This window comes from Rhodococcus sp. JVH1, from assembly GCF_000280725.2.
Taxonomy (GTDB): Bacteria; Actinomycetota; Actinomycetes; order Mycobacteriales; family Mycobacteriaceae; genus Rhodococcus_F; species Rhodococcus_F jostii_A.
In genome coordinates, this window is the sequence record NZ_CP166289.1 from 7,310,515 (window position 1) to 7,331,424 (window position 20,910).

The 20,910-nt window shown below is 64.9% G+C and carries 19 protein-coding genes and 5 pseudogenes; 6 read left to right on the forward strand and 18 right to left on the reverse strand.

Translation table 11 applies throughout. From position 1 onward, the window contains the following. The first annotated feature begins 104 nt into the window (after positions 1-104). Positions 105-350 carry a DUF2630 family protein gene (locus JVH1_RS34280; RefSeq protein WP_081437514.1) on the forward strand — a complete coding sequence of 82 codons (246 nt, stop codon included), beginning with the start codon at positions 105-107 and terminating at the stop codon, positions 348-350. Positions 351-773: 423 nt separating this feature from the next. On the opposite strand, the pseudogene JVH1_RS34285 reads toward JVH1_RS34280, so the two are convergent. The 3 genes and pseudogenes from JVH1_RS34285 to JVH1_RS34295 form a co-directional block, all read right to left on the reverse strand. Further along, positions 774-1,049, reverse strand: a pseudogene (locus tag JVH1_RS34285) (recombinase family protein); the annotation flags it as partial. A gap of 142 nt (positions 1,050-1,191) precedes the next feature. Then, complete coding sequence (locus tag JVH1_RS34290; RefSeq protein WP_009473353.1) at positions 1,192-2,319, reverse strand: NAD(P)/FAD-dependent oxidoreductase; 1,128 nt, start codon at positions 2,317-2,319, stop codon at positions 1,192-1,194. A 27-nt stretch (positions 2,320-2,346) separates the two neighbouring features. Further along, positions 2,347-3,366: a methyltransferase gene (locus JVH1_RS34295; RefSeq protein WP_009473352.1), complete on the reverse strand. Its 1,020-nt coding sequence runs from the start codon at positions 3,364-3,366 to the stop codon at positions 2,347-2,349. A gap of 107 nt (positions 3,367-3,473) precedes the next feature. On the opposite strand from JVH1_RS34295, the gene JVH1_RS34300 reads away from it, so the two are divergent. Beyond that, entirely contained in the window at positions 3,474-4,595 is a 1,122-nt protein-coding gene (locus JVH1_RS34300; RefSeq protein WP_009473351.1) for a helix-turn-helix transcriptional regulator, read from the forward strand. 385 nt (positions 4,596-4,980) lie between these two features. Here JVH1_RS34300 and JVH1_RS34305 read toward each other — a convergent pair whose 3' ends face one another. Continuing rightward, positions 4,981-5,199: a hypothetical protein gene (locus JVH1_RS34305; RefSeq protein WP_009473350.1), complete on the reverse strand. Its 219-nt coding sequence runs from the start codon at positions 5,197-5,199 to the stop codon at positions 4,981-4,983. A gap of 324 nt (positions 5,200-5,523) precedes the next feature. Between JVH1_RS34305 and JVH1_RS34310 the strand changes: the two genes are divergently transcribed. Continuing rightward, positions 5,524-7,065, forward strand: coding sequence for an alpha/beta hydrolase (locus JVH1_RS34310; protein WP_009473349.1), 1,542 nt, complete (start codon positions 5,524-5,526; stop codon positions 7,063-7,065). Between the two features lie 72 nt (positions 7,066-7,137). Here the strand turns inward: JVH1_RS34310 and JVH1_RS34315 are convergent, their stop codons facing one another. The 5 genes and pseudogenes from JVH1_RS34315 to JVH1_RS34335 all read right to left on the reverse strand — a co-directional run bounded on the left by JVH1_RS34315 (position 7,138) and on the right by JVH1_RS34335 (position 13,469). Further along, on the reverse strand, positions 7,138-8,190 hold the full coding sequence (locus JVH1_RS34315) for a site-specific integrase (protein ID WP_009473348.1): 1,053 nt from the start codon (positions 8,188-8,190) through the stop codon (positions 7,138-7,140). A 94-nt stretch (positions 8,191-8,284) separates the two neighbouring features. After that, positions 8,285-8,677, reverse strand: a pseudogene (locus JVH1_RS34320) (transposase); the annotation flags it as partial. 568 nt (positions 8,678-9,245) lie between these two features. Beyond that, positions 9,246-11,255 carry a fatty acid desaturase gene (locus JVH1_RS34325; RefSeq protein WP_009473346.1) on the reverse strand — a complete coding sequence of 670 codons (2,010 nt, stop codon included), beginning with the start codon at positions 11,253-11,255 and terminating at the stop codon, positions 9,246-9,248. A gap of 125 nt (positions 11,256-11,380) precedes the next feature. Beyond that, positions 11,381-12,631 carry a CdaR family transcriptional regulator gene (locus tag JVH1_RS34330; protein WP_009473345.1) on the reverse strand — a complete coding sequence of 417 codons (1,251 nt, stop codon included), beginning with the start codon at positions 12,629-12,631 and terminating at the stop codon, positions 11,381-11,383. Between the two features lie 709 nt (positions 12,632-13,340). After that, complete coding sequence (locus JVH1_RS34335; protein ID WP_009473343.1) at positions 13,341-13,469, reverse strand: SDR family oxidoreductase; 129 nt, start codon at positions 13,467-13,469, stop codon at positions 13,341-13,343. A gap of 14 nt (positions 13,470-13,483) precedes the next feature. Between JVH1_RS34335 and JVH1_RS34340 the strand changes: the two are divergent. Beyond that, positions 13,484-13,920 (forward strand): annotated as a pseudogene (locus tag JVH1_RS34340) (aldolase/citrate lyase family protein); the annotation flags it as partial. 450 nt (positions 13,921-14,370) lie between these two features. Continuing rightward, entirely contained in the window at positions 14,371-14,583 is a 213-nt protein-coding gene (locus tag JVH1_RS34345; RefSeq protein ID WP_009473340.1) for a hypothetical protein, read from the forward strand. 109 nt (positions 14,584-14,692) lie between these two features. On the opposite strand, the gene JVH1_RS34350 is transcribed toward JVH1_RS34345, so the two are convergent. Continuing rightward, the gene (locus JVH1_RS34350) at positions 14,693-15,382 is read right to left on the reverse strand and encodes a TetR/AcrR family transcriptional regulator (protein ID WP_009473339.1); all 690 of its coding nucleotides are present in this window, start codon (positions 15,380-15,382) and stop codon (positions 14,693-14,695) included. A gap of 771 nt (positions 15,383-16,153) precedes the next feature. Between JVH1_RS34350 and JVH1_RS34355 the strand changes: the two genes are divergently transcribed. Beyond that, the gene (locus tag JVH1_RS34355; protein ID WP_043777870.1) at positions 16,154-16,429 is read left to right on the forward strand and encodes a hypothetical protein; all 276 of its coding nucleotides are present in this window, start codon (positions 16,154-16,156) and stop codon (positions 16,427-16,429) included. A gap of 359 nt (positions 16,430-16,788) precedes the next feature. Here JVH1_RS34355 and JVH1_RS34360 read toward each other — a convergent pair. The 8 genes and pseudogenes from JVH1_RS34360 to JVH1_RS34395 form a co-directional block, all read right to left on the reverse strand. Beyond that, positions 16,789-17,066 (reverse strand): annotated as a pseudogene (locus tag JVH1_RS34360) (gas vesicle protein K). 62 nt (positions 17,067-17,128) lie between these two features. Beyond that, on the reverse strand, positions 17,129-17,338 hold the full coding sequence (locus JVH1_RS34365) for a gas vesicle protein (protein ID WP_009473335.1): 210 nt from the start codon (positions 17,336-17,338) through the stop codon (positions 17,129-17,131). Between the two features lie 218 nt (positions 17,339-17,556). Next, a pseudogene (gene gvpJ, locus JVH1_RS34370) lies at positions 17,557-17,959 on the reverse strand (gas vesicle protein GvpJ). Next, on the reverse strand, positions 17,956-18,234 hold the full coding sequence (gene gvpO / locus JVH1_RS34375; protein ID WP_009473333.1) for a gas vesicle protein GvpO: 279 nt from the start codon (positions 18,232-18,234) through the stop codon (positions 17,956-17,958). Before gvpO ends, gvpJ (JVH1_RS34370) begins: the two are co-directional and overlap by 4 nt. Positions 18,235-18,241: 7 nt before the next feature. Beyond that, positions 18,242-18,493 (reverse strand): gas vesicle protein GvpG, encoded by a 252-nt coding sequence (locus JVH1_RS34380; protein WP_011593954.1) that lies wholly within the window; start codon positions 18,491-18,493, stop codon positions 18,242-18,244. A 4-nt stretch (positions 18,494-18,497) separates the two neighbouring features. Continuing rightward, entirely contained in the window at positions 18,498-19,304 is an 807-nt protein-coding gene (locus JVH1_RS34385; protein WP_009480808.1) for a GvpL/GvpF family gas vesicle protein, read from the reverse strand. Then, complete coding sequence (gene gvpJ, locus JVH1_RS34390) at positions 19,304-19,678, reverse strand: gas vesicle protein GvpJ (protein WP_009480807.1); 375 nt, start codon at positions 19,676-19,678, stop codon at positions 19,304-19,306. Before gvpJ (JVH1_RS34390) ends, JVH1_RS34385 begins: the two co-directional genes overlap by 1 nt. Further along, a complete protein-coding gene (locus tag JVH1_RS34395; RefSeq protein ID WP_371113061.1) occupies positions 19,675-20,910 on the reverse strand; it encodes an SRPBCC family protein in 1,236 nt (411 codons plus the stop codon). Before JVH1_RS34395 ends, gvpJ (JVH1_RS34390) begins: the two co-directional genes overlap by 4 nt.

Consider the following 20,910-nt stretch of genomic DNA (forward strand, 5'->3'; position numbering starts at 1 on the left):
CTCGTTCCACCGAACGGCTGACAGATTTTGCTGGTCCATTTCGGGGAATCCCGATTCCAGCACTCGACGATCACTGCGGCAACCACCGAAACGACGGAGATGTGATGAATCAGCCAGACCCTCTCGCGCAGATCGAGTCCCTCATCGCCCGCGAGCATGAGTTGCGGGACCGGGTCCAGGCCGGCGAACTGACCCCCGGCGAGGAACGCGACCAACTCCGTCGGGTCGAGGTAGCACTTGATCAGTGCTGGGACTTGCTCCGCCAGCGCCGCGCCCGCCAGGACTCCGGGCAAGACCCCGACGGTGCGGCCCCGCGTCCGATCCCGGAAGTCGAGAACTACCAGCAATGAGCTCAGGACTCCTTCCGCTACGGACGACCGGGTCGTGTCCCTGATCGAACAGGTCCAGAATCCGATCGCCTCATCGAGATCGGCCGGGTTCGGTTGCGGTGCCTGCGCCGTCGGCGTCGCCCGTTCCGTGAGTCGGCTGGGGTCCTCGCCCTGTTCCACACCGGTCAGACTGGGATCGGCGCCGGCTGCCCGGCGGCCACGGCATCAACCGGCGGCCACGGCATCAAACTGCGCTACTTCGACCAGATGCTGCTCGACGACGTCGCCGCCTGGGTCCCGCGACCTGTTCGGGCGGACGGTCGGTGGGTACTCCCGGTCGGACAGGATCGGCGGCGTCGTCGATCTGGGTGATGGTGAAGTGGTGTGAGCGGGCAAGGTGCTGGTGGGCTGTGCGCCGTCACCGCAGCTTGGACAGTGCTCCAGCGACCGGCCGAGGCGGTCGAGCTTGGTGACGACAGCCTGACCACCCCGGCGGTTGGCCGACGGCAGCGCCTTGTCCAGCTGCGGGCGCGGCGCAAGTTTCCCGGAGGCCTTGTCGATGAAAATCTCATCGCACCCTGCGGCGGTCAACGCATCATGCTGCGACTCGGGACGCTGATCCCGCGTCGACACTCGGCCGTACCTGATCCTCACATCGGGGAATGTATCGCGTACCCCCGACAACGTGACGTTGTTCCGTACACGGTGTTCTTTACGCATCCGACCTGGGTAAACGTCAACCGGTCAGTGATGTCTCATGAACGACCGTTTGTGTGGGGGGATCTGACCGGTCGGCCATCTCCGCGCAGACCCGCCATTGTTCGAGCGCCGGGGCAGGGCGGGAGAATCCTACTACCGACGCTCACCGCAGTTCCCGCGCGATCGCTCGGGCCGCGCGGCGAGCCTGCTTCGCCGCGAATCCGATCTGCGACGGCCTGGGCACGAACCCGATGAAACGCAACCTCTCGGCGGCCGGCTTTTCACCGGTGGCGTGCGGCCAACCTCGCTCGTCCAGTACGCCGAGGTGCCCGACCAGCTTTTCGAGTTCCTGGCGGAACCCCGTCGCGCAGACCATCGCCTCCGGGTCGATTCGCACACCGTCCACCAGCCACACGCTGTCCGCGTCGAGTGACTCGACTCCGCGAACGACCTCGATGGACCTGTCTCGGATCGCGGCGATGAGCTCCTTGTCGACGATCGCCGGTGCCACGCCGAGGCGGGCACTGCAGGCGAAGATCCCCTCGTCGGGGATCGGTAATCCGAACTCGCGCAGGTCGCCGATGCTCCTCTCCCGGCCGAACCGAGCGATTGCGTCCGCGATAGGGACCGGGGCATGGTAGAGCGGCGTCGCGATGAAGTCTCCCGGTATGCCACCAGGTCCCTGGCGGAGCATGATGTTCGGCGGCGTGCGAGCCGAAAGCCAGACCTTTGCCGCGCCTCCGGTGGCGAGGTCGTAGGCAATTTCCATGCCCGAGCAGCCCGCTCCCATCACGAGGACCCGTTTCCCGTTGTACTGCGAGGGATTCCGGTACTGCGAGGAATGAACCAGTGCACCCCGCCAGTCCCCGCGTCCGGGCCAGTCCGGGACGAAGGGCTCATGATCGAAGCCGGTCGCGACCACCACCTCGGCAGCGTCGACCGAACCGGAAGCGGTGGTCAACCGCCAGTGCCCGTCCGTTAGGTCGAGCCGTTCCACCGGGCAGCCCAGGCGCAGCTCGATCCCGTCCGCACGTGCGTGCCGCTCGAGATGCTCGATCACCTGTTCCCGCGTGGGAAAGGTCGGTGTGCCCTTGGGGTAGGGGCGGTTCGGCAGGTGGGAGAACTGCCTGCCGGTGTTCAGTCGCAGCCGGTCATAACGAGAGTGCCACGACGAACCGACTTGGTCGGCTCGGTCGATCAGCAACGGGTTGATGCCACGGTCGGCGAGGGCCACCGCCGCCGCGACCCCGGAGGTTCCGGCACCGACGATTGCGACTTGATGCTCGCTCATCGTGTGCTCCTTGGGTGTTGTCTTGTTTCATGCGGTTTCGGCGACAATGACGCTCATCGGGCCGGTGAGCGAGCGATGGTCGCGGTAGCGCCAGCCAGTGTCCTGCAGCCAGGCGATGCCTTCTCCGACGCTGTAGATGTCGCCGTGTTCGAGGTGGACCGCGAATTCGCCCGCCATCAGGGCGGCCGCGACCGGCTGGGTGTGGGTGGGGTCGGTCCAGAAGTCGGCAATCAGCAGCGTGGCGCCGGGTGCGGCGACGTCGCGAATGCGTTGTAGCAGCGCACGATTCTGCTCCGGTGACCAGTAATGCACCAGGTTCGCGACCAGGAAGGCGTCGTATCCGGTGGGCAGCGGGTCGGCCATCGCGTCGCCGGCGTATACGTCGATTCGCCCCTCCATCCCGACCGACGCGATGCGGTCCTGCGCGGTCTGGGCAACCGCCGGCAGCTCGAACACGGTCGCGCTCAGTTGCGGGCAGTGGCGCGCCACCGCGATGGACCAGGAGCCGGTGCCGCCGCCGATGTCGAGGAGTCGATGACTGCCGGACAGATCGACCGTGTCCGGCAGGGCGAGCGAGGGGCCGGCCGAAAACGCCTCGATACCGATCGAGGCGATGGGTTGCAGGGCGGCGTCGAGGTCGAAGATCTGGCGTTTCGGCCCGCGGGCGAGTGCGCCGGCCAGGTCTTCCCACGCTGGGAAGCTGATCTTGTCCCAGAACCGCAGCAGCGGACGCAGGTCGGCGGGCGATCCGCCGGCGAGGAACGCGGCCGCCGTCTCGGTATTGACATACTGTTCGCCTCGGCGTTCGAGCATACCCATCGCGACCATGGCGTCGGCGCTGATCCGGGTGGCTCGGGCAGTAAGCCCGCTACGGGCGGCCAGGCCATGCAGGTCGGTGGGGCCCTCGCCCAACGCCTCGAACAAACCGAGTTCGCTGGCGGCGAAGAGGTGTTTGGCGGCCATGAACCCGGACGCCAGCTGCATGATCGGCTCCGGGTTAGGCAGGTCGTGGTCGGTTTCGGCGGAGGTATGGGCTGTCATCGTCATGCAACCAGCGTCGTCGTTGTGGGTTCTGCGTCATATCCCTGAATCCTGGGGAATTCACCCAGATTTCTGGGGTAGGCAGCCCTAACCTGCTGCGATACACTTCGGAGATGGCGCAGAGCTTGCTGCCACGCGTCCGCGATCAAATCTCGCGTGCCGTCGCCGACCAGCTGGACTGGGTGGGGTACAGCGCGCGAATGAGCGAGGCCCTGCGCGCGGTGATCCCACATGACCGCTGCTGCTGGCACACCGTCGACCCGGGCACCATCCTGTTCACCGGCAGCGTCAACCGGAACGTTGGGTGTTCCGGATCCTGGTTGGCGCACTACGAATACGAGGTCGAGGACGTCGACAAGTGGGCGTTTCTTGCGCACAGTGGCCGCCTGGCGGGTGCACTTAGTCTGGATACCCACGGAGATTTGTCCCGCAGTGCACGGCACCGTTCGCACGAGGCGTACGGAATCGGCGACGAGCTGCGGGTCTCCCTGGTGTCGGACGGGGTCTATTGGGGTGCAGCGGCATTCCTGCGCGATGCGGGCGCGCCGTGGTACACCGCCGAGCACGTCCGCGCAATCGCCGCGCTGGCGCCCGCGCTCGCGACCGGTCTGCGACATTCGATGCTCCACAAGGTCGAGGCCGCCGTGACGACCGTGGACTACGGCCCCGGCGTGGTGGTCTTCGACGCCGCGGGCAACCCGGAATCGGTCTCACCCGCCGCGGAACGCTGGATCGACGAAATTGTCGAGGTCCCGGCGCCGTCGACGCCGTTCGAATCGAAGGTCGTGCAAGCCATCGCGGCCCGGGCGCGGGCGATCGATCCGGGCACCGATCCGCTGGAACTTGCCGCGCGCTCGCGGGTACGCACGCGATCCGGCGCCTGGCTGTTGCTGTACGGGACCAGGCTTTCCGGCGTCGAAGACGGACGCACCGCCGTCATCATCCAACCCGCGACGCCGCATGAGATCGCGCCCGTCATTGCCATGGCCTACGGACTGTCCCAACGCGAATGCCATCTCACTGCGCTGTGCATCCAAGGGCGATCGACAAGGGAGATGGCGCACGCAATGTCGTTATCCGTCTACACAATTCAAGACCACATGAAGTCGATCTTCGACAAGACCGGGGTGCGCAGCCGCGGGGAATTGGTGGGGCAGATATTCCTCGAGCACTACGCGCCACGCTGGGAGACGGCATCCCCGCCATCCGGATGGTGGGCGAAGGGCATCAACTGAATTCGCCGAACTCTCAGCTGTGCGTATCTGCTTCACGGCCAGTGGCGCGCCAACCAAGAAGGTTCACCGCCCGAACCATCTCTCCTTCCACGACGCTGGCGCTCACCGATACTTTGCCGTCGACCGGGAAGGTGCCCCTCGCACAATCTGTCGCCGCCGCAGCGAACGGAGGTGGCCCCGATTCCCTCCGTTCGTCCTGCAAGCCCAATCCCAATTCACACGACCAGCAGCGGCTCCGCGAGTCCGGCAGGCAGCGCGATATAAAGCCGCGAAATCGATGCCACTTATCGCCGTGAGTCACAACCAAACCCGCGGGTCAGAGTGGGTGTCGGAAAACGATCGTTTCTGCAGCTCACAAATGCGGCCCGCGACAGTCACGGTGTGTTCACGATGGATCGTCGGGAACCGCCCACAGGCCCGGGCCGGTCCGTCGGCCGGTGTCGGGGTTCAGTGCCCGGAGCTGTTCGGCGTCGTCGCTCAGTGCTTTCTGTGGGTGGGGTCGGGCGTCCTCGGTGACCTCTGGTGGTAGTGGGCAGTCTTGGTGTGCGAGGTCGGGGGTGTTGTCGATGAGCCGCGCCGCTCGCAGGGGGAGTGGCTCGGGCACTCGGACCGTGGGCGGTCGCGGCGTGGTCTCGGGTCGGGACGCCGAGGGTGGAGAACGTCGACATAGCTGTCGCCGGCTCGTCGGGACCTGTGTTGGCGCCGGTGAGGGCGGCGACTTCGACGAGGGCGGCGATTGTCGCACCGAGGGTGGGGGGCATGGTGATGGCTGGGTAGCATGCTGCCCTCGCGATTTCAGCGGCCTTTGTGGCCGCTTCGCCGGTAACGGCGCTCCCACTGCTATGGGTGTGCCAGGATTTATCCGAGTAAATACTCGGGCCGAGCCCGAACACAAGGTTCGGGCGGTCGCCATTTCAGGGTGGTTGACATGCGGTTTGTGAACCAGATAACGGCGATAGCGTTTGTCTCGATTCTCGTCAGCTCAGCGTGTAGCAGCAATTCCGATCCGTCCGGTGCGCCACCGACGACTGTGGCGCATCCGCCGGCGGAGTTTGTCGAGGGTCCGTGCGCGAAGACGCCAAATCCGGTCCCACTGCTGGAGAATGCTCGCTGCGGGGAATTGTCGGTACCGGTGAACCGCACCAGAGAAGACAGCGGATCCTTGCGCTTGGCAGTTGCGATCGTTCCGTCGGAAACGCAGCCGCCGGCCAAGGCTCCGATCGTCTTTCTCATGGGCGGGCCCGGTCAGGATGCGGTCACCGATCCCCCGGTCAACCCGGACGTGCCGCTGAACCGTGATCGCGATCTGATCCTGATGGGACAGCGCGGCAACATAACGTCCAGCTCGCCGTTGCCCTGCCCGGAGATTTTCGAGTTCTTCGCCCACAGGATCGGAATGGCGTGGAACGCCGAGTCCACACGGGATGCGTACGTAGAAGCGGTGAAGGAGTGCCACGACCGCCTGGCTCCCACCGTTGACCTCTCGGCGTTCAATTCGACCGAGAGCACCTATGACCTGATTGATTTACGCAAGGCACTCGGCCTCGAGAAGTGGAATGTGTTCTCCCACTCGTACGGTACCGACCTTGCGCTGATCTACATGCGTCAAGACGCCGACGCTGTCGAGTCGATCGTGTTCGACGGAGTGACGCCTCCATCGGTTGGTGCCCTGGGGTGGACCTGGGCCAGCGCTCGCCAAGCATTCGACAACATGGTCAAGGCGTGCGAGGACCAGCCAGCATGCAAAGAGCGCTATCCCGACCTGGGGGCAACGTTCATCCGGCTGGTCAATGAGCTTGAAGCGAAGCCCATCACCACGACGGTCAACGTTGAGGGTGTAGGAGACACGAAGGTTGTCGTCGACGGCGGAATGCTACTGAACTGGTTTGTCCCCGTGGCTACCCATCTACCGACAGAATTCCCATCAACGGTCGATGAGCTCGCAAACGGGAATGCGCAGCCCATTGCGTCGCGTTGGGCCGAGGTGTGGGGGCATCCGGAGAGGGGCGTCCTCCATTGGGGCCTCACCCTGAGCATTTGGTGCCGTGAATGGATCCCGTTCGAGACCGTCGAGCAGTCAATGCAACAGGCGGAAAAGGAATTCCCTGAACTCCCGGAGTCCGTTCGGGCCCAAGCGCCGCAGCTGCCGTTCCTGCGCGACGCCTGCCAGGTGTGGGACGTGCCGAGGGCCCCTGACTCGATCCGAGACATCACCGTCAGTGACATCCCTTCGCTGGTGCTGTCGGGTACCTACGACGGGCAGACCGGAGCGGTGTGGGGCGACTACATCGCGAAGGATCTCTCGCAATCCATAGTCGCGGTAGTGCCCGGAGCTGCACACGGTGTGTATGCAGAGCCACCGTGCGGAGCCGAGGTAATCGCGTCGTTTTTCGACAATCCGGAGAGGCCGGACATATCCTGCACGGACACGACGCAACTGCCGGCATACGACATTCTCCCGCCACGCTGATGACGACCGAGGTGTTCGCCGTCGGTGGCCCTGAGTTGTCGCGCCGGGCGGTGCTTGGCGGGATCTGCATGCTCACTCCTGTCCGGTCAACTCGGTCAGCGTCGCCGAGATCGCGCGTTGGTAGGCGTCTTCGATGAACGTTTCCGACGGGCGCACGTACCGCATGGTCGACGCGACCGTCCAGTGTCCTAGAAGTTGTTGGATGGCAACCAGATCCACGCCGCGCTCGTAGTTGTGGGTGGCGCACGCGCGACGCATACCGTGCGGGCTGAACCACTCCGCTTCGGGCCGACCCTCCACGTCCATCAGGTGCCGCAACCGGTTACGGATCGTGGCCGCGGCCATCCGGCCGCCGGACTCGTCACACAGCAGCACCGAGCTGTCCGGGAACCGGCCACGGACGTCATCGAGATACCAGCGCAACACCAGATCCAGCCCGTCCAACATCGACACCCACCGTGGCCGGGGCCCGGATCCCTTGGCGCCCTTCCCGAAGCGCACATGAAGCTTGCCGAATGTGCCTCGCCCGAAGTGCACGTCACCGCGGTCGAGCATCACGACCTCTTCGGCGCGCACTCCGGCGTGATACAGCGTGCGGAACAACGCGTAGTCCCGCGCGGCCGGGCCATACTTGCGCGCGGTCGCGATCCGCGCCTTGAGGAACTCGAAGAATGCCGCCACCCGCTCCGCCGTCGGCGGCGTGTTCGCGGTTGGCGAGTCGTCGCCGACGTGGCGGGCGGCATTGAACTCGGCCAGCGGACAGGCCAGCCGCACCCCGAACGCTGCCTCGATCTCCGCCGCTTTGCGAACCTCGAGGAACCGGTGAAAGCCCTTGAACACCTGCACATAGTTCCGCCGCGTCGACACCGATCGACCCGAGCTGGCCAGCTCGCCCACCACCCTATCGACGTCGGCGGCGGTCACCTCCCACACCGGCCGACCAAGCGCCGCCAGCATCCGCTCCAGCACGCCGACGTCATTGGCGATCGTCGATTCCGCGAATCCACGCGCGGTCCACGACGCGACGAACGCCTCCACACATTCGGCCTGGAAACACTGCGGATCTCGCGTTGCCACGCCCGGTGCGACGTCGCCCGAGATCACCCGCAGTCGCTCGTCACCCACCGCACGCCTTCCTCGCACCTAGCGTTGGGCGGTAACACCTTAACTGGCGGGCTTATACCTCGAAGATTAACGACACGCCAATCAGTGGGAAATTGGTGAGGCCTTTCGATGAGAGCGACAAGATGATCTCGTCGACACCGGTGAGCCGTCTCTGTCGTTTCTTGACGATCTGGGGATCGAACGAGGCATCGGTATCACGGGGTACTTGGATTTCGACCGGTCCGATCTCCGTCAGCACCGTTTTCGCTCGTCTGCCGTTGCGGGAGTTCCCTCCATTTCTTCCTTCGATCTGGTGTTTCTCGTAGCCGAGGTGCTCCTCCATCTGTGCTTCGAGAGCGGTTTCGAGCACGTTCGCTGTGAGTTGGTTGAGTAGTCCGTTCGGTCCGACCAGTTCCACGCCGTCAGCCTTGGCCTGCGCCAGCAGTTGCTGCGCCAACTTCTGGTGATCGATCTTCGTCTGATCCATAGGATCGAGTGTCTCGGTCATGATTCCGCCTTCCCGCCAAGCAAAGCTCGGCGTGTCGGCCAGACTCAGATCAACCGATTGCCGGACAGTCCCGTCGTAGGCGTCGTAGGCGTCGTAGGCGTCGTAGGCGTCGTAGGCGTCGTAGGCGTCGTTCAGCTCGGTGTACTTCGCGAGGACTTGTGCCCGCTCGACACCGAAGGAGTAGCCGGCAACGAAAGTGGCCCCTATTCGAAGACCAGCTTCGCGTAAGGCGCGGGATGGATGCTCGAGTGACCAAGATCTGGGCAGGATCGGACGAGATCATCGGCCGCGATCTGTCATTGTTATGTCGCTGGTCGGGGATTGTCATCGTACGCTGGCGCACTGCGATGCGAGTGTCACAGTGCGGCCCGCCAGGGGAGCGGGCCGCACTCGATATGACGTTGCCGGGTCGATGACGCTATGTGTGAACCGGATTCACCGGCGGTCACCCCCGCCGCTGACCGAGGCAAACCGCCAGAAGTTTCCGGCCACGGTCCACCTGGTGCCCTGGCGACGGCGGCGCCGGTGGCCCGTGCGGCCTTCTCGCGGTGTTCGCGTATGTGTTTGCTCAGCTGTCGTATTCGACTGCGACTGTGGGTGTGGTGGGGTGGGATTGACAGGTCAGTATGAAGCCGGCCTCGGTCTCGGCTGTGTGAAGTGCGAAATTTTGCTCCATCGATACTGCTCCTGTGGTGACTCGGGCTCTGCAGGTGCCGCACGCGCCGCCGAGGCAGGCATAGGGGGCGTCGATGTTGTTTTTCAGCGCGGATTCGAGGACGGTCTCACCGGGGGCGAGTTGCACGGTGTGGTTCGCGCCGGACAGCGTGATGGTCACTTCGGAGGCGGGGAAGTCGTCGACGTGCGTGGGTCGGTTCGTGCCGCGGAACAGTTCGAGGTGTATCTGCTCGGTCGGCACCTTTTCGGTTGCGAGGTCATCGCGGATTGTGGTGGCGAGTTCGCTCGGGCCGCACAGGTACCACCGATCGATCGACGTGAGGTCGGTGGCGAGGAGGCGGTGAACCATCGCCAGGTCGATACGGCCGCGAAGAGGTGCGGGGTGGTGCGCCTGGGCTGAGCGGATGTGGAAGATGCGTAGCCGGTCTGCGTACCGGGATTCGAGCTCGTCGAGTTCGGCGGCGAACATGGTCGACTCTGCGGTTCGGTTGCCGTAGAAGAGGGTGAAGCGGCTCTCGGTCTCGATCTCCATGGTGGTGCGCAGAATCGACAGGATGGGCGTGATGCCGCTCCCGGCGGCTACCGCGACATAGTGGTGCCGGGCGAGTGGATCGAGGGGTGCGCCGAAGCTACCCGTGGGGGTCATCAGTTCCAGGACGTCACCGGCTCGCAGCGTGTCGACCGCGAAGCTCGAGAACTTCCCGCCGGGGATGTGGCGTACTCCGATCGACAGTTCTCCCGAGGTGGCGGAGGTGCAGATCGAGTAGTTTCGTCGCACCTGCTGTCCGCCGATGCGGTGTCGCACGGTCAGGTGTTGGCCGGCCTGGAAGTGGAACTGGTCGCTGAGGTGATCGGGGACGTCGAAAGTGACTTTGACGCTGTCTGGGGTCAGCGGCTCGACGCTTTTGACAGGGATCGGGTGGGTGCTGGCATGGCTTGCCGCGGAGGCAGGCGGCATTCGGACTGGGAGCAGTGCAGCGAGTGTGCCGTTGAGGCGTTTCCACTCCTGGTACTGCGTGGCGTCGAGCTGTTGCCCAAAGACGGTGCTTATTGCCGAGTCGCGCTCGAGGTAGGCGGCCTCATTGCGTTGCCAGGCCGCGACGTAGCGGTAGAAGGGGATGGAGGGGTGTAAGTGGTGGACCAGGTGGTAGTTCTGCGACAAGAGCAGGGGAGTCAGGATCCATTCTGAGCCGACGCGGTTGCGGGTCGCGCGGTAGCGGTTCTCGCGTTGGGTGTCTTCGAGGTCGTGGTGGGGTAGCCAGTCGAACCACCAGGCGAGCACGAACATCGCGACCCGTTCGGGGATCAGGTAGATCAGCGCGAGCGTCCACAGATGTCCGGTGAAGGCGGCCGAGGCGATGACGGTCACGGAAAGGGTCATCAACGACGCCGTTTCGAGAATCTCGGCGCGTGGTCGGCGACGCAGGTTGCGTACCAGGAAACTGATGTATGGCAGGTCCATGGCGGGGAAGCGGATGGGCAGCTGCCACCAGGGTGAGGCGCTGACGAAGTGATCGGGATCGGACTTACCGTCGTTGGTGTTGCGATGGTGCTCGATATGGATGAACGCGAAAGATCTGAATGAAATCAGAGGCGAGACGAAGAACATTGCCACGCGACCGAAGGCGACGTTGACCCAGCGATGTGAGCTGATCGAGTAATGCGAGGCGTCGTGCAGCACGGTGAACAGGACGAAGATTGCTGCGGAGCTCGCGGCGATGGTGGCGATCGCAGGCAACGTGTCGGTGAGCGCGGCCCAGGTCGAGAGGCCGAAGAGCGCAAGCGCAGATGTGCCGATGCCGACTATCGGCCAGGACAGCGTGGGAACCTGCTCGCCCGGATCAGGCAAGGAGTGCTCCGAGGCCGCTGCTGGGGGTTGGGGTGCTCGAGTCGTAGTCGACATCGGACTCCTCCTTCGCGCTTCGGGATGAGATTCCTCACAACCTAGATCCGGCCGGTATCGGTCGACAAGGCCTTCCCAGCCCTCTCCGGTGTGCTGTCAGCACATTCTCCGTGCTCGGGCGCCGGTCAGCGAGGCTCTGACCCGTGCAACACCGAGGCCCCCAGCACATTGCAGACGGTCAGCGCTGCGTGTAGTTCGGCGATGTTGATCGTTGCGGGCCGGCCCCTGCGCTCTTCGGCACGACGCACCCTTTGCAGGACCGTGTTCCGGTGGATTCCCAAGGTGCTCGCTGCGGTCGCCAGACTCCCCTGCGCGTCGAGAACAGCCAGGAGCGCGGCGCGCTCGCTGCGCTCTTTCGCGTCGTCCCGTGCGAGAGCACCGAGCTGAGCGGCGACGAAGGCCCGCGCCGCATCCAGGTCGCGCGAGATGGCGTCCACCAACGCAACATCGCTGAACTTGGTGATCGATGGCGCCGCGCGACCGGATAGTTCGATGATTCGGCGAGTGCGTAGAGCCTCGAGGTGGGAGGTGCGGAAACCGGCTGCCCCCGGATGGGGTGAGCCCACCGCGATGTGAACGTTTTCGCGTTCGCCGGGAAACTCAGTCGCCATGCCCGTGAGCGAAGTTCTCACGTCCCCCGTGATCGATGCCCATCCCCACACCGCGAGTGGGCCGTCCGCCACGACGAGTGAGTGACCGGCCCCAAGGAACCTTCCAACCTGCCGAGCGAATCCCTCGAGGTCGACGCCGCGGTCGTCGACCCAGCACACGAAACCGATCTGCCGACCGGTGAACCGGTGGCTGAGCACACGTTCGGCGCGAGCGATTTCGACGCGTTCCCCAGCGAGCAGCGCCCGCACGAGATCGGCGCGTTCCGCTCTTGCCTGGTTCTGGCGTCGGTCGAGCTCAGCGACGTACTCGGCAGCTACCAGACTGGAAATGCGGTCGATGTATCGAAATCCGAAGCGCTCGAGATCGATAAACGTCCTCAACGCGACAGCGGGGTCCTCGATCCAGTCAGTGAGTGAGTCGGAAAGCTTCTCGGTGAAGTACTCATGACCCAACCGATAGAACCGCAGCATCACATCGACGCTGTGCCCGCGTGATGCCATTGCGCGCGCGTGTTCGAGCGCCGTTACCGGCGCCTCCGCAGCCGCTACGTCGATCCCATGACGAACCATCGAAAGTACCGCTTCGAGATTCGACGAGCACGATCCCAGGGTCAGGCCGCGAAGCTCGGCATCCCCGCCGACCTCCGGTATTCGCTCGGCTATATACCTCAGCATGTCGTCAGCCAGGCTGGACACATTCGCCAGCAAATACGCAGCAATACCCCTTCCAGCCTCCGCACCGTGAGCCGGCTCCAGCGCCTCCATATCTGCACACTAACCTCGACCGAACTGCTACGGCCGACCCTTCACGACCGACGCAGCAATGGAGTTGTTGTTCCGTGGCTGCGCATTGCGAGGTCATGACCACCCATCAGAATCCGATCGACCAACAATCGCCGGCCATCTATGCTGGTCACGAAGTCTCCGGGATCAGTTTCGTCTTGGTAGCCAAACCATCTACCGGAGACCTCACCCATTCCCAGTCAACGGGCCACATCCGTACCGGCATGACCCAGATACGTAGGACAAGAGCGACACCCGCCGCACCGGCGGTACGCGTGCTGGGGTCCTTCTTCGCGGCGATGACACCGTCCTCCAGGTCAAGGACTACAACGTCAGCCTGACTGCTGGTTGCGTCGGGGAAAGCTTCAGGTTTTGCCGCAGACACCAGGAGCCACGATCGAGCGTGCTCGTAGGGAATCGTGCTTGAAGGCTCAGACGGAAGCATGGACTCTATCGGTCCTCTCGTGGTGTGGATGAGATTGTGGCCGCGGCGCGGTTTTCCATGGCGGCTCGACCAGAGCCGGGAGGGGCCACAGCCACGTCGAAGGCTGCGCCGAAGGTCGAGCCTTCCTGTCCGGCATGCAGCATCGCAGGAGTTGGAGTTCGATTCGCGCGGCGGTCCAGGCAATGTCCGCCGTGCGGAATGGCGACGGGCCGCCTCCGACCCGATGCAGCGTGATTGGACAGATGCTCAGAGCTCTGGGTACCGCCAAGCGACGTGCACGCCACCGTCGAGAACGATCGTCTGCCCGGTGATCGCAGAAGCCGACCGGCTCAAGAGGAACAGCAGTGAGTCGGCAACCTCAGCCGGTTGTAGCAACGCGAACCTTCCTCGAGAAGAACAGCGCTTGGGTACGCGTCAACCCTGCCACCACGCCCCAGTGCGAGAAGGATCTGGTAGCACTACACGACGCGCCAGGACTGCTCGGCGTGATGGTGGCGAAGACCGAATCCGCCACACACGTGGACTACGTTGCGAGTGCCCTCCACGGCACACCGGTCGTCGCACTCGTTGAATCAGCGCTGGGAGTCGAGCACGCATTCGATATCGCGTCGGCTCGTGCAACAGCACGACTCGCATTCGGTACGGGGATTTTCGTCGCGACACCCTCACGTCCAATCGGCCGGAAGCCCTCGCTTACGCACGCGGCCGGCTCGTGGTTGCAAGCCGAGCCGCAGGGATCTCCGGCCCGATCGACGGACCGTGCCTTACCGGAGAACCAGAACTCTCGCGGGCCTTGGCATCGACACTGTCGATGGAAATGACCGGGATGCGTGCTCCGTCCGGCGGGAACTACGTCCAGCGCCGCGACGATCGGCCCTGGCTGGACCTCGCACCGACGGAGACACAGCCGGTGTAGATCGCCCCCTTGTGCACGGCCCCTCACCCGCCCCCTGGGAGGGGCCGTTTCGTCTGTGATGGTGCTGTGACCTGGCGTGATGACATGTCCCCGGTTTGTGATGTGGGAGTGCCGGCGAGGTGTCGGCGAGGAGTACCGGTGCCGGGTGCCGCGATGCGGGCCATTGAACCCGGCGGCTTCGACCCTGGATTACCCCGTATATGTGGTCGGAACGACGGTGGAGGGTTCGTCGTCGGCGTGGATCGTCCCCATGCCGGGCTGGGTCTGCCCATCATCGACCGCTACGGACACAGAGGGTTCATGCTTATGCTCGCCGAACACGCCGAGTAGGAACACCGCCGAGTAGAAGGTTCGACACCCATGCCCGAGAAAAGCGAGAAACCCGAGCCCCGAGTCTTGACCGTGGGTACCCGGGTGCTGGTCCAGAGACAGTTCGGACACGCCGCGACCGGCGCGATCGTCGAGGACTATTCCGAACTGACGGACACCGCCGAACGCGGGCACGACTGGGCGCCCGTGCACCGATGGGCGGTCGCGCTGGACGATGGACGTCTGGTCTTCGCCGACCGCTGACCTCACCATCGAACCAGTCACCGGCACGGGCGGCCGCTGACACCACACGGGGCCGACGCCCCTTTTGCCGCTCACCTCGACATCTGCCCGGGCGGTCATTTCAGCGCCTTCATGGGGCCGACCTCATCGGTCGGAGATTCGTGGGCACCGTGGGTCGCACCGCACCGGATACTCCGGCGCGCGACGGACCGACATGGGATGCGGCCGGTGGGACCGGGTGTTCGGGATCAGGATCGATCGGCGTGCCCGTGGGCGCGGCGGTGACTGGTGTGCGGCGGTGCGCGAAGTGCAGGAAGTACGTTCCATCTTCTGGGGTGGTGAGCGCGGGCAGCAGCACCCGCCAACTCTCATCCACCTGGCGGGCCCCCGCGTCGGGGATGCCGGTCCCGGCGGCGTGCAGCTGGGCCCCGTAGGCAACTGCGATGAGTACCTCGGCGACCTCCTGCGGATCGAGGCCCGCCCGGACATCTCCCTCCGCGATGGCCCGCTCCACCAGGCCCCGAAACGCTTCGGTCCAGGTGTGGATGGTCGAGGTATGAAGGTGGCCGCTGCTGTCGCCGATCTCGCGGACCAACCGGAACGCGGCCCGCACCATCGCCTCCCTTCGACCCGCATCCGCCAGGGTGTAGGAGAGCTCGATGAGCGCTTCGACGGCACGGGGATGGCGGCGGATCTGCTGCGAGCGAAGATGGCCCATGCGGTGCATCCCCTCGGATATGACCGCGTCGGCGAGGGCCGGTTTCGACGTGAAATGGTGATACACGGCGCCCTTGCCGACGCCCGAGTGCCCGGTGATCATCTCCAAAAGTCGTGTTTACATACCCGTTTCGGTCGAATTCCTCGGCCGCACGCTGCAATACGCTATTCCGGGTCACGCGAGCCCGTTGTTGAATGACGATCACTCCTTCTTCAAGGGATCACCTTCGGCGGCGATGTCTTCTCTATATGACAGTGCCGCAAACCGTGCCGTGGGTGAATACGCTCAGTTGAGCTATTCAAGGGTAATTCCCGATGGGGTGTCGAAGTCGCTGCGTATGGTGGTGGCTCGGCTCCCGCCTGGTGAGCCGAGCCACCGCCGTTCCAGGGTATGCGGCGATCAGCCGATTCCGATGCCGCCGCCGAATGTCACACTGAGCCACTTCAGGAACGCCTCGAAGGCGACCGAGAGGTCAATACCTGCAGAACCCATGAACTCTTCACTCCTCTTGCCTGTTGTCGTTTACGAGATCATCGATCCCGCTTACCTGCATATCGCCCGGAAGTGCCCTCGGCGTTTCACCGAAACCGAAATTAGACACGATTTCGAACTGAACGAAAGGCCAAATTCATTTGGGCGAGTGATCAAAATAGGAAATGGACGAGTGATCAAAATGTGCGAAATCAGCCGGGGAAATCAGGGCCAGGGGAGTGGGTCGATCCGGTGTGGCGTGGGTGCCGGATCTGCTTCCGCGTTCGGCGCCGCGCAACACAATGGGCCGTCGTGGCGATACATGGGCGGGGCGGGGTTGGGTGATCGATCGCGTCAGCGACCGTCGCCCTCGGCAACCAAGGAAGTTTTTCAGTGCTCGGTATGAACCTGTTCTGGATGGTCGCGGTGCTAGCTGCCACGCTGATCGTGGTCGCAGCATCTTTCGCCGCGGCGGTCACCGCTGACGCGGCGTCTCGCAGGCAGGGGCCGGAACGAGCCGATCAGGTTGCATCCGACCCGGAGTCGCGGGTGCTCACGGTCGAGTCACGGCATGGCGGACGGGATTGGCACCGGGTCGCGATACGGGCGTGGACGCTCTGCGTGGCCGCCTCTCTTATCGTGGTCGCGTTCGTCGGTGTGCTGATCATCGTGGGATGAGGATCAGCACTGGGCCACACCGCCCCTGAAGATCGAGATCGGAAGGCGCACAGTCCACCCGACCGTCACATCGCCCAGCCGACGGGGATCACGTCCAGTGAGCTCGGGGTTCAGCATCGGTTACTTCACGCGGTTTCGAGGTGTCTGTCCGCGGTGCTCTCACCGACGGGCGCGGTCTCAGTCCGCCAGCGCCCTCGCCGGCTCCGGCCGTTCCGTGACCCCGCCGGGGGGTTCATCCGGCGGGGTATTGGGCCACCGCGCGGTCTGGGCGCGGCGACACCCTCAACGGTAGCTGTGTCACGGGTCGGCGTCCGGACGGGAGCTGCCACCGTGGTGGGACAGAAATTGAGTGATCTCGGTTATTCGTTGGACAGCAGCGGCCCGAGTGGTCCGAGGTCGATGTTGAGGTCCTCGGAGTCAACCCGAACCGATCCCACCCTTCGGCCATGCGGGTCCTCGAGCAGCATCAGTGTCGTCCCGATCCGCTCGATCTGTTCGTCGCTGAGATCTCCGTGCTCGACCCTGCGCAGGGCCTGCCCGCTCCATCAGCTGACGCAGCAATTCGACGAGGATGAGAACCAGGGTGACCGGGCCACGTTCGACCGATTCGGGTCGGCGCCCCGATACGTTGCGGCAGTACACGGTGGCCCTCCCCGGTTAGGCGTCCAGCTCGGCGGGGCTTGCGCCAACTGTCCGGGATCAGTCATCGGTGGTATCCGGCCCCTTCGGAGCCGGCTCCAGGGCGCTGACCGAGGCGATGAGGGTGCGCAGCGAGATCCGCACCATGTCCACGTCGGCCAGCGACAGCGTGATCTCGCCGGTGATGACGACGCCGCCACCGAGCACCCGGTCGAGCAGGTCGACGAGGGCAATGCGGCGAGTGTCGTCCGCGGGGACCGCGGGGACCATGTCGCTCATGGATTCGCCCGATCAAATCCCCGCGAAGGAGTACGGGGGCCACGGTCGATCATCTCCAGAGCCACACTCTCATGTTTGGTGTCGAGTGCCGCGACGGCCGAGGCGAATTCGTCGGCAAGTTTGTCGGTGCGAAACCGGTTCCGGTCACCCCGGCCGGTCGGGCATCGTCGACGCTGTCGGAGGTGATGCCGCACGGCCACCCCCCGTCGTCACTCGCGGTCATCGTCGTCTCGCCGCCTGCCCTCCACCTCGAGCGGCGTACCCGACTCCACCTGGGGACGCATCGACCGGTCGGACTCGAGTGCGGCAATGCGCTCCTTGAGTTGTCGGTTCTCGAGTTCGAGGTCGCTGCTCTTGCCGGTCAGCCAGGGATCGTTCTCCCACCAGTTGATCCCGACCTCCTTCGCCGTCTCCAGCGAGGCGATGACCAACCGCACCTTGATCGTCAGCAGTTCGATGTCGAGGAGGTTGACCTGAATCCCCGGCGATCACCAGGCCCTTGTCGAGTACCCGCTCGAGGATTTCCCCGAGATTCGTCGACTGGTGCCCGCCACCCATCCCGCCGGCGGGGCTCTGCGGGAGGCGCCCGGAGTTCCCGCCGGACAGGGTCATGACTGGTCACCGGCGCCGCGGCTGTAGCGGCGGGTTCTGCGGTAGGACAACAACTCTCCGTCCATATCCAACACCACTTCGTACAGGGCGAGCAGGTCGGTCGAGGACGGGATGCGCCGATCCTCGACCACTTCCACTTCCACCGTCCACCCGTCGTCGGTCGGCATCACCGACGTCGCACCGAGCGGCTTCTTGCCCGTCAGCTGGGTGATGTCCCGCACCGCAAGCTCGGCGATGTCCTGCGCCGGCAGTGTCGGTGGCTGCTCCTGCGCCATGACCTGCTCACTCCCTCTCCGGAGTGGTGGGCTGAGCCGTTCCGGTCATTCGGTCGAGGATGGCCTGCTGCGCCTGCTCTTCCTCCTCGGCGGAGATCTCACCCCGCTCGCGGGCCTCGTCCAACTCCTCGAGCGCGCGGCGGGCGCTGGCGGGATCGTGCAGTTCCTCCTCGACCTGCCGCTGAATCAACTCGGCCAGCGAGATCACGCCACGCACCGGCGCGAGCGGCAGGGTGACGATGAACGAGAGCAGTCCCATCGCCTCAGCCCTCCGGCGTCGGGGACAGCACGAAGTCGTAGGCGGCGAGCGGTCCGAGTAGCCGCATCTCGACCCGGCCGTCCCACTGCTCCGCCAACGCTCCCACCGCCTGCTCGAGCTCGTCCTGCCGGGCAACCTCGACCAGGACCGCCACCTGGGCGGCATCCTCCTCGTGGGTGGGTTCGCGGACGTTGACCGAGTCGGCGAGCGAGTCGAGGGCCTCGACCACCGTGGCCGTATCTTCCTCCCGCTTCGCGACGATGGCGTTGGCCACGATCTCGCCGAGGGCCATCCGGGCGTCGCGGGTGGCGGCCTCCGGCTGGTCCCGGATCGTGTCGCGCAGGGCGCTGGCCCGCTCGTTCTCGCCGATCACCTCCCACAGGATGGCGTGTTCGACGTAGCGGCCCTTCACCACGTATTGGGCCTTACCCTCGAGTTCTTCCATGGCGGCGGCGAACTCGTCGGCGTGCGCGGTGAGCAGTTCGTCCTTCACCGCGTCGGTGTCGGTCAGGACCGCCCCGAACCGCAGCGGCAGTACCGGTGCCACCCGCGCAACACCGTCCAGCAGGTGGGCGTGGGCCTGGAGGTCCGCGGGTTTACCGATCGGCCGGTCCACCGAAATTTCACTGACCAGCGCCGCGATGTCGCCGTGTTTGATGGTGCTCACCCGCGAGTCGTCGACGCCGACCGCGTCGTCTTCGGTCTCCACATCCGCGGGCACGATGCCGTAGACGTAGACGCCGGTGGTACGCGGCTCTTCGGACGCATCGGCAGCCTGGTCCGACGCATCGGCCTGCTTCGACGTGGACATCACTTGTCCCCTCTGCTGGATTTACGTGACACCCGCTCGCGCTCGGGCTCCTCTTCTCCGCCGCCGAGGAGGTCACCGAGTTTGTCGCCGGCAGCCTCGAGCGCGCCCTTGGTCTTCGACTTGGCACCACCTTCGGTCACGGACCCCACCAGATCGGTCAGGCCCTTGGGTTCGCTGCCGATCTCGAGCCGATTCACCGCCTCCGCGAACCGCAGATACGTGTCGACACTGGCCACGACGATGCGGGCGTCGATCGTCAACAGTTCGATCCCGACCAGCGAGACCCGCACGTACGCGTCGATGACCAGACCCTTGTCCAGGATGGTGTCGATGACGTCGGCGAGGCTGCTCGAGCTGGGCCCACCGGTGGTCATCGGCGGGCTCCTCGCTTCGAGGCGGCGGACTTGGTGGCCGCGGTCTTGCGTGGACGGCCACGGCGTGCCGGTGCAGTGTCTTCACCCGACGCCGCGGTCTTGCGTGGGCGGCCACGGCGTTTCGGCGGTTCACTCGCGGCCGCGGTCTTGCGCGGACGGCCGCGGCGTGCCGGCGCGGGCGCCTCGTCCTCCTCGGCCTCCTCGTCGACCGCTTCCTCACCCTCGTCCTCGTCAGCCTCGTCTTCCTCTGCCTCGGGCTCCTCGTCCTCGGCCTCGTCTGTTTCCTCCGGCTCCTCGTACTCGTCGTCCTCGTCCGGCTGGGTTTCGTCCTGTTCGTCTTCCGTTTCCGCCTCGTCCTCTTCGGGCTCGACCACCTGACCGTCCCGGATCTCTCCGCGCCAGCCCTCGACGTCGTCGGGATGGAGAATCGACTGTGTCATGACGTGGCGTGCAAAGTGTTTCAATTCCAGCCGTGCTCGGCGTCCCTGCGCACGCCAGAGGTTTCCCGTCTTCTCGAACAACCCCTTCGGGTGATACTCGAGAATCAGAACGATGCGGGTGAGATCCGGGGTCACCTCGTGGAACGTCACCGCACCGTCGATGAAACCCTTGGCGCCCTTCGAGCGCCACACGATCCGCTCGTCGGGAACCTGCTCGAGGATCGTCGCTTCCCAGGTTCGGTGCGACAGGAAGATCTGCGCCTTCCACTCGAGCTTCTCGTCCGCTTCCTGCTCGACCCGTTCGACTTTCTTCATGAACGACGGAAAGTCGGCGAATTGGGTCCATTGGTTGTAGGCCAGCTGAACCGGGACCCCGACATCGATCGTTTCGACGATGTTGGTCAACTTCAGCTTCTTGCCTTTTCCGCTACCGCCACCACCACCGCCGGTGACCGCGTCCTTGAGGTCGGACGCCTTGTCCTTGACCGTCTGCTTGGCGCCCTCCCACCAGCCGCCACCGGTGTCGGACTCGTCCGGTGACTCATCGTCATCCGACTCATCGTCATCCGTTTTCTCGGAACCGGTGAGTGCGGCGAGCAGCCCTCCTTCGCCGCCGTTCTCGGCGTACTCGCTGAGCCGCCCGGAGGTGTTCGCCACCTTGTCCGAGACCGAGGACAGTGCCTTCTCGGCGACCGTGCCGACCAGCTTCTGCATTGCTTCCTGCAGCACGCTCGACGATCCGTTGCCGTCACCCGGTGCGGCTTCTTGTAGTTTCTTCGCGGCGCTCGTCAT